The 8,039-nt window shown below is 64.3% G+C and carries 9 protein-coding genes; 1 reads left to right on the plus strand and 8 read right to left on the minus strand.

The window, feature by feature from the left end:
- From rho to KDH09_19545, 8 genes are all read right to left on the minus strand, one after another.
- Positions 1-1,001 (minus strand): transcription termination factor Rho (rho, locus tag KDH09_19510; protein MCB0221895.1); only part of this gene is annotated, 1,001 nt, incomplete at its 3' end.
- 418 nt (positions 1,002-1,419) lie between these two features.
- Positions 1,420-2,277, minus strand: coding sequence for a peptidoglycan editing factor PgeF (gene pgeF, locus KDH09_19515; protein ID MCB0221896.1), 858 nt, complete (start codon positions 2,275-2,277; stop codon positions 1,420-1,422).
- Positions 2,261-3,211: an RluA family pseudouridine synthase gene (locus KDH09_19520; GenBank protein MCB0221897.1), complete on the minus strand. Its 951-nt coding sequence runs from the start codon at positions 3,209-3,211 to the stop codon at positions 2,261-2,263. Before KDH09_19520 ends, pgeF begins: the two co-directional genes overlap by 17 nt.
- Before the next feature lie 132 nt (positions 3,212-3,343).
- Positions 3,344-3,610, minus strand: a complete 267-nt coding sequence (locus tag KDH09_19525; protein MCB0221898.1) for a hypothetical protein — start codon at positions 3,608-3,610, stop codon at positions 3,344-3,346.
- 400 nt (positions 3,611-4,010) lie between these two features.
- Complete coding sequence (locus tag KDH09_19530) at positions 4,011-4,244, minus strand: type II toxin-antitoxin system ParD family antitoxin (protein ID MCB0221899.1); 234 nt, start codon at positions 4,242-4,244, stop codon at positions 4,011-4,013.
- 74 nt (positions 4,245-4,318) lie between these two features.
- Positions 4,319-5,146, minus strand: coding sequence for a helix-turn-helix domain-containing protein (locus KDH09_19535; GenBank protein ID MCB0221900.1), 828 nt, complete (start codon positions 5,144-5,146; stop codon positions 4,319-4,321).
- A complete protein-coding gene (locus tag KDH09_19540; protein ID MCB0221901.1) occupies positions 5,143-6,165 on the minus strand; it encodes a P-loop NTPase in 1,023 nt (340 codons plus the stop codon). Before KDH09_19540 ends, KDH09_19535 begins: the two co-directional genes overlap by 4 nt.
- Positions 6,166-6,190: 25 nt before the next feature.
- Positions 6,191-6,703 (minus strand): HNH endonuclease, encoded by a 513-nt coding sequence (locus KDH09_19545; GenBank protein ID MCB0221902.1) that lies wholly within the window; start codon positions 6,701-6,703, stop codon positions 6,191-6,193.
- A gap of 448 nt (positions 6,704-7,151) precedes the next feature.
- Between KDH09_19545 and ccsA the strand changes: the two genes are divergently transcribed.
- Complete coding sequence (gene ccsA / locus KDH09_19550; GenBank protein MCB0221903.1) at positions 7,152-7,970, plus strand: cytochrome c biogenesis protein CcsA; 819 nt, start codon at positions 7,152-7,154, stop codon at positions 7,968-7,970.
- The last annotated feature ends 69 nt before the right edge of the window (positions 7,971-8,039 follow it).

Genomic DNA, 8,039 nt, shown 5'->3' on the forward strand with positions numbered 1-8,039 from the left:
CCCGAGAGGATCTTGCCCGAGGGCGGAACCACCGTGTTGTAGGCGCGGGCCAGGCGGGTGATCGAGTCGAGCAGGATGACGACGTCCTTCTTGTGCTCGACAAGGCGCTTGGCTTTCTCGATGACCATCTCGGCCACCTGGACGTGGCGCTGTGCGGGCTCGTCGAAGGTGGAGGAAACCACCTCGCCGTTGACCGAGCGCTGCATGTCGGTGACTTCCTCGGGGCGCTCGTCGATGAGCAGCACGATGAGCATCACTTCGGGCTGGTTGGCGGTGATCGAGTTGGCGATGTTCTGCAGCAACACGGTTTTACCCGTGCGAGGCGGCGCGACGATGAGGCCGCGCTGACCCTTGCCGACCGGACAGAGCAGGTCCATGACCCGCATGCTCATGTTGTCCTTGCCGTTTTCCATCACGAGACGTTTTTCGGGATAGAGCGGCGTGAGGTTGTCGAAGAGGATCTTCTCGAAGGCGACCCTGGGGTCGTCGTGGTTGACCGACTCGACCTTGAGCAGCGCGAAGTAGCGCTCGGAATCCTTCGGGGGACGAACCTGGCCCGAGACGATGTCGCCGGTGCGCAGGTTGAACTTGCGGATCTGCGAGGGCGAGACGTAGATGTCGTCGGGCCCGGGCAGGTAGTTGTAGTCGGGCGAGCGAAGGAAGCCGAAGCCGTCGGGCAGGCATTCGAGCACGCCGTCCCCGTAGATCGCGCCGGCGCGCGCGGTCTGGGCGCGCAGCAACTCGAAGATGAGTTCCTGCTTGCGAAGGCCGGCGTAGTTCTCGACTCCGAGTTCCTTGGCCATTGCCGTGAGGTCGGCGATCTTGTGGTTCTTCAGACGGCGAAGATCCAGAGCGCCATCGGGGCGCTCGGCTTGTTCGACAAGCGGCGTGCGACCCGTGGGCGGCTTGGGCGCGGGGTTAAGCGGTGCGTCGTCGTTCTCTTCGTCTTCGACGTCGGGCATGTCGGGCGCTTCTGGCGCCGCGGCCGGGCGCGGACGCATGCCGCGACGTTTGGGGCCGTTGCCGTTCTTGTTGTCTGCGGAGTTGCCGGCGGGCCGCTTGCGGCGTGCCGGGGCTGAGCTCTTCGGGGAAGCCACGGAGACTGTTCCTCTGTTGTCTTTCTAGGATATGGCGCGCGCTGGCGCTGTAGTCATAACCGGCCCGGGAGAGCGTCAACTCTTTGGGGGACCGAACTCGTTACTCGTTAAAAATCGGTGCGACCTGTCGCGGTTGCCCGCTCGGGTTTTCGGACACTCTTCCGAAAACGCAGCCCGATTGGTGCATCGGACTTCAAAACCCTCGCCGTTGTTGGATGAAAGCAAAAGGATGGGTTGGAACCGGCTTGAGGTCTCTTCGACCTCTTCAAGTAAATCCCTTTGCAGCCGCAGTCACAAGTTTACGAAGCCTTGGGAAGGGTTGTCAAGACTTCTGGGCCTCTTCGCGTCGCATGATGAAATTGAGCATCCGGCCCGCTCCGTCCCCTTCACGGCGGTAGGAGTAGAAAAGCTCGTTTTCCTGAACCGTGCAGAGGGGCGAGAGCAGCAGGTTTTTCTCCGGCATCCCGGTGCTCGCCAGGATGTAGGCATTGATCATCTTCAGGTCCATCAGCCAGCGGTTGTTGCGCGTGGGACGGGCAAAGCGGCTCCAGAAATCGAAGCGCTCGCGGAACTTGGACAGCACGGGCTCTTCGATTTCGAAGCTGTCGAAGCCGATGCCCGGGCCGATGGCCGCGACCAGCACCGAGCCCTCGGTGTTGAATTCCTTGGCCATGATCTTGAGCGTTTTTTCCAGAATCCCCGCCACCGTGCTGCGCCAGCCGGCGTGAACGGCGGCAATGACTCCCGCGCGGTGATCGTAGAGCAGAATGGGAATGCAGTCGGCGGTGCGAATGGCCAGTGCCAGGTTGGGCACGTCGGTAATGAGCGCGTCGGCCCGTTCCTCGCGAAGGCCCTCGAGACTCTCGGGCATCTCGTCCTGGCGAATCACCAGCACGCGCGCGCCGTGTTCCTGTCGCGGGTAGACAACGCGCTCTTGCGCGATGCCCAGGTCCTTGGCCAGGTCGGCGAGGTTCTGCTTGAGGGGCTTGGCGTCGCCGCCCTCTGGCGGATCGGAGAAGTCGATCTTCGCGCGGGCGCGACGACCGGCACCGAGCTTGGTGCCAAAACCGTGGGCCAGCTCGGGATAGCCCAGCGTGACGGGTTCGTGTTCGACCCAGGTGAGGTTTCCGCGGGCGACCGTCGGGTCGCTCTGCTCGGCTTTCTTACGCGCTTGTGACAAGGGTTCTTACCTCTTGGAATGACTTGGGCGGCGTGCTCTGGAAACGCATCGGTTCACCGGTCGCCGGATGAACAAAGCCCAGCGTTTCGGCATGGAGCGCCTGATCGGGCAGCGCCGCAACGGCCGCCGCAAGTTCTTCGGAATGCTTGTAGATGCGCTTTCGCCCGTACATGGGGTCGCCCAGCAGCGGGTGTCCCAGCTCGGTCATGTGGACGCGGATCTGATGGGTGCGACCGGTTTCCAGGCGAAGCGCGATGAGCGAGATGTTCTCGCTCCCGCCCAGATACTCCCAGTGCGTCACGGCGTTCTTGCCGCCGCTTCGCACGCTGGCGAACTTCTTTCGGTTGACCGGGCTGCGCGCCAGCTCGCTCTCGATGCGCCCTCCCCGGTCCTTTGGTTTGCCCCAGACAAGCGCAAGATAGCGGCGCTCGACGCTGTGGTCGGAGAACTGCTTGGCAAGGCGGGCGTGGGCCTCGTCCTTCTTGGCCAGCACGAGCAGGCCAGAGGTGCCCAGATCGATGCGGTGCACGACGCCGGGGCGAAGCGGCAACCCGACGGTGGAGAGCTCGATGCCCAGGTGGCAGAGCCCGTTGAGCAGCGTGTCGTCGTCGTGTCCGGGACCCGGATGGACCGAGAGCCCCTGGGGCTTGTCGACCACGATGAGGTGGTCGTCTTCAAAGACGATCTCGAAATCGGCATGGGCGGCAACGATGTTCTGTGGAACCGGCGGCGGAACGTCGATTTCCACCTGGTCGCCGATGCGCAGCTTGTGAGCGGGCTTGACCGGATCGCCGTTGACCCGAACGAGGCCGAGGCGCGCCCAGCTAGCCGCCTGCGACCGCGAGAGCAGCGCGTCCTGGCGAGCCAGAAAGTTATCGAGCCGCTCGTGGGTGTGCGGCGGATCGATGCTCACGGTATACTGAAGCTGGCTCATCGTACGGATTGACCGGGCGGGACCGATACACCGCTCTGCGCGGCGAGTCGGTCACTTCACGTGCCCTACCCCTGAATTTCCAAAGTGGTGTCCGCGCAGAACCCCGAAGGGATGCGCGGGAATGTGCGCTGTTTACCAGATCTTGGACTTGATCTTGCCGCTGTACTTGATGAGAACGTCGACAATGGCAAGGTCGAAGAAGTTGTGACTCTGGACGATCTCGGGAGCCACGCGCTGCTGATAGAGCGCACGGCCCTCATCAAGCTCGTCGGAGATCGCCTCAAAGAGGTTGTCCTGCTCGATCCCCTCTTTGATCTTGTCTTGATTGTACAGGTGAACGTCTGAAACGATCGCCCGTGCAAGGCGCCTCGCGGCCTCTGGTTCACTAATCAGTGCCAAGAATCATCACACTCCCGACAAAACTTGAACGGATCCTAGCAGCTTGCAGATAAGAGGTCAATAGAATCAGGGGTTTAGAGGTGCCCTGCGGCCTCTTGGGGCACTTTCGGGGCTCTTCGGCCACCTGCGTGGGGCGCAACTGCCCGCCCGTTGCGGGCGCCGGGCCCTACTCGGGCTCCTGCAGCCAGGAGGGAATGTCACGGCTCGTGTGGAGGATGCGGACGACCTCGATGTGGTCGGGATGCGGAAGGTAGACGATCAGCTAGGGGAAGCGCCCCACCCGGCAGTGGCGCAGGTCTTTGATCCCGAGGAGCTGCCCATAACGCGGTGAACCGGAGTTCGGGAACCGGCAGAGCTGGTCGTAGGCCGCTTCCAGCGCAGTTACGAACTCGCCTGCCAGCTACTTCTGCGTCTTGAGGGATTCGCGGAGTTCCTTGAAGTAGGCGGCATCGGCCTGCCCGACCAGGGGCGAATTCACCCCCTCCAGAATCATCTCGCGCAGTTTGTTCTTCTCGAACTCCTTGCGGATGAGATCGCGCAGATACTCGCTGGTCGTGCTGAATCCGCGCTCTTCGACCTGCTGGTCGACGAATTCCTTGAGGGCCTCGGGCAGTGAGATATTCATCGTGCTCATGGCCCAAGTTTGCTCGATTTTGGCAAAAATTGGCAAGAATGCGCCCCGGCATGAGCGGGGCGCAGGCGATCGCCCTAGTCGCTCTGGGACTTGCGAAGCCGGGCCAGGTAGCCCTCGCAGGCGGCGCGGGGGTCGAGGCCCAGTTCCCTGCAGTAGCCCTGGAGGAAGCCGCGGACGTAGACGGCTGCCGGGAGCAGGGAGAATTCCTCGGCTTCCAGATTCTCCAGATGGGTGCGCGAGACCTTGGTCTCCCGGGCGATTTCCTGGAGGCTGCGACCGCACTGCTCGCGGAATTTGCGCAGGTTCTCGCCCGTGTAGTCCTGATCGGAAGAGAAAAATCCCCCGGGATCGGGGCGCCGGGCGGGTGTTTCGGCTGGCTCTGCCGGCGCGGCGGTGCGCGGGGTTTCTGAGGGAGCGGCCGGTGCAGGCTGCTCCGGAACGGGCGCGGGCGCCGGCGTCTCGGGCTCGGCGCGGCGGGTGATGCCGATGACCTTGGCCCCTGCCGGTTCCACCGAAGTGAGCGTGGGTGCCGGGCGCGGGAAGAGCGCCTGCTGGGTCTCTTCTTCCTCGGGTTCGGGCGAGAGAATGAGCCGGGGGCGCGTCGTCTCGCCTGCGTCCTCTTCAGGCTCGGCGGGCGCAGCAGGCGCATCGGGCGGCAGCGCCAGGCCGAGCTCGCGGTTGTATCCGGCCCTGCGCGCCGGATCGAAGAGCAGCGCCTCGGCTTCATCGAGGCGGCCCGTCATTTCCTGGCGTTCGTCGTCGTCAATCAGGGAATACGCGGCCCCGAGTTCCTTGCACCAGGTGCGCCGGGCACGCTGCAGCGCCGTGCGCAGTTCTTCCTCGCTGGAGTCGGGCGCGACTTCGAGCAGCTCATAGAAGTCCTGTTCGGTAATCGACTTCATGCGGGCGACTCCGTCTGCAGCGACACGCGCGCTGCGGCGGCCTGATCGATGAGGCGCTGGGCAAGCGCGCGGACCGCAGCGGCCGTGTCGGAATCGGGGCGCTCGGTCAGATAGGGCTGGCGTCGCCGAAGGGCGCGGCCCACGTTTTCGTCATAGGGAATGGCGCCCCAGGATTCACAGGGAAGCGCAAAGACCTTTCGCACCGCCATGCTCATGGCTTCCGCCAGGTCGGCGTCTTCGTCGTAGCGCACCTGGTTGGCAATCAGTGAGAGGTGCACCGCCGAGAGCGCTCCTTCAATGGCGCGCGCCAGGCCCGCATTACGGCGGTCGATTTCCTGAAGGAGCTGCACGGGCGAGCGGGCCTTCGCGCCTCCGCCGGCATACAGGCACTCGGTCACAAGCTGGCGCATCCGCTCGTTGGTGCACTGGCCTGCAACGAATCGGAAGAAGAGCGTCTTCAAAAACCGGTAGGCGTTTTCCATCGCCGTGGGCTCGGGCGTTGAGAGCACGAGTCCCTGGTCTGCCAGCAGGAAGATGTCGACGATCGAGTACGCCGAGCCCGCGCCAAGGTCGAGCAGCACGAAATCCACGGGCAGCTCGCGCAGCCGCGAGAGTGCGGCGCGCCGGGCGCTCGTTTTGATGTTGGGGGAGTGCAGCGGCTCGCGCGCGCCGCACACGACCTGCAGGTTCGGAAGGCTCGTCTGCGAGAGCACCTCTTCCATGGGGCGTCCCTCTTCGAGCTCGACCCAGCCGCCGGGCGCCGGGCGCTCCACGCTCAGGCAGGTATGCAGGTTCGGGCCGCCGAAATCGGCGTCCACTGCCACAACGCGCTTTCCCGCCTGGGCCAGCGCCCAGGAGAGCGAGCCCACGAAGAAGCTCTTGCCCACGCCGCCCTTGCCCGAGGCAATGGCGATGACACGCGGGCCGGCACTGGCAGCGGGCACGAGCGGAATGCTGGGCGCTTCCGCCGTTGTCGCCTGTCCGGTCTGCGGCGCTTTCTTTTTTCTGCGTACGCTCAAAGGACCCCCGCCCCTTGCTCTTGCACTAGTCGAGCAGCTCGACGTTCCAGTAGGCCGCGTTGACCAGGAACGGTTCCCATTCGCGATAGATGGAAGGCTTGCCGGGCATCAGCAGCGCCGGCGTCCAGTTGGGCTTGATGGGCTTTTGAATGAGCCGCATCCGCGCCTCGGCCGGGCGCCGCCCGCCCTTCTTTCGGTTGCAGTAGATGCAGCAGCAAACCAGATTCTCCCAGGTGGTCTTGCCACCCTGCGCGCGCGGAATCACGTGGTCGAGACTCAGCTCCGCAAGGGGCGGACTCTTTCCGCAGTACTGACAACGGCGCCCGTCGCGCGAGTAGATGTTGTGCCGGTTGAGTTTCATGTCGCGGCGCGGAAGCCGGTTGAAGCCCACCAGCATCATGACCCGTGGCACGCGGATGACGCGGTCGACAAGGCCGATGCCGTCCTGATGCGCTGCAACCGAGAGGTCGGCCCAGGATTCGAAGTCCAGGGCACGCAGTTGCTCGTCGAGAAGCTTGGCGCTGCCCTGGTAGGCCATGGTGAAGGCACGCCGCGCGGTGACCACGCTGACGGGCAGATACGATCTGTTGAGGACCAGGACCCTGGCATCCAGTGCTGATGTGCTCGACACGGGGACACTCCAAACCGGCGATGCGAGCCCTCTCCTGCCCCGATTTGCGCCGGTCACATCCGGGCCGGCGCCTGCGGGGGCATTCCTCTCCTGCCTGTTACTGCAACTAAAATTATGACACCACCCCTCGTGCTGTCAAGGAAATGTCAGGCTTAGGGTCTTGAAATCACAAAGGTTTTCGGTTCTTGTTGCTTCCGGCGGACGGGGCCGGGAACAAAAAAAGCCCTCGGGGTGCGACCTGCGTCATACAATCGGGCTGCATCTGTGGGGCAGACTTTGGTATAAGGGCACGCCCCAGCGGGGTTTCAGGCCCCTTCCCGGCGGACGGAGCCCGCGAAGGATCAAGTAGCGCGCAATGGAACAACTCCTCTATCTTCTGGCCCTGCATGCCTTCCTCGTGGCGGCGGTTCTCTATGGCGCCTTCGTGGTGCGCGCGCGCGAGGGGCTGCTGCGCTGGGCCGGGTGGTTCTCGCTGGCCGGGTTTGCCCTGGACAGTCTGGGGCTCATCGACGCCCACGTGAGCGGGGGCAGCGTGCTGGGCGCCGCCGGGATGTTCTATTCGATGATGGCGTGGGCGATCGTAGGCGTCTTCCACGTGCTGGTGCTCCGCCGCGACGTGCGTGCACTCGGCGTCGTCGCCCTGCCGCTGGCGGTGCTCTTCAACTCACTGGCTCTTCTCGAGGGCGGCGAGTCGGTCACCCCCACCGCGCCGCCCATCTGGGTGAGTGTGCACGTGGGCATGACCACCTGGGGCGAGGCGCTCTTCGCGCTGGCCGCAGCGGCGGGCGTGCTCTACGTCTACCAGGACTACCGGCTTCGCAAGAAACAGATCCACGGCGCGCAGTATCTGCCCGATCTTGAAACGCTCGACGAGCTGGGCATTCGCCTCGTTCGCTACGGCTTTGTGCTGCTGAGCCTTGGCGTGGGAAGCGGTGTTGCCGCGGCCTATGTCTTCGATCGTCCGCAGATGCTTTCGGATCCGATTTCCATGGTGTTCAAGGCGACGTGGGGGCTCTACCTCGCGCTGCTGCTCATCCGCGCTGCCGGCCGCATTGGCGGTCGAAAGAGCGCGCTTCTCAATATCGGCGGCTTTGCCCTGGCCCTGCTGGCCATGGTGGGCGCCTTCCTGATGGCCGATGGTTCGATCCATATGGCCAGCCACGGCATGGGATAAGGGGGGCGCGATGGATCTTGTAGTCGTCGGCATCTCCCACCGCACCGCGCCCATCGAGCTGCGCGAGCG

This window comes from Chrysiogenia bacterium (genome assembly GCA_020434085.1).
GTDB lineage: Bacteria > JAGRBM01 > JAGRBM01 > JAGRBM01 > JAGRBM01 > JAGRBM01.

What these genes read in the sequence shown, in the direction of transcription:
- KDH09_19520 (MCB0221897.1), bottom strand. Translation starts at nt 3,211, where the DNA reads ATGAGCCAGCTTCAGTATACCGTGAGCATCGATCCGCCGCACACCCAC.
- KDH09_19530 (MCB0221899.1), bottom strand. Translation starts at nt 4,244, where the DNA reads ATGAGCACGATGAATATCTCACTGCCCGAGGCCCTCAAGGAATTCGTC.
- KDH09_19535 (MCB0221900.1), bottom strand. Translation starts at nt 5,146, where the DNA reads ATGAAGTCGATTACCGAACAGGACTTCTATGAGCTGCTCGAAGTCGCG.
- KDH09_19545 (MCB0221902.1), bottom strand. Translation starts at nt 6,703, where the DNA reads ATGGCCTACCAGGGCAGCGCCAAGCTTCTCGACGAGCAACTGCGTGCC.
- ccsA (MCB0221903.1), top strand. Translation starts at nt 7,152, where the DNA reads ATGGAACAACTCCTCTATCTTCTGGCCCTGCATGCCTTCCTCGTGGCG.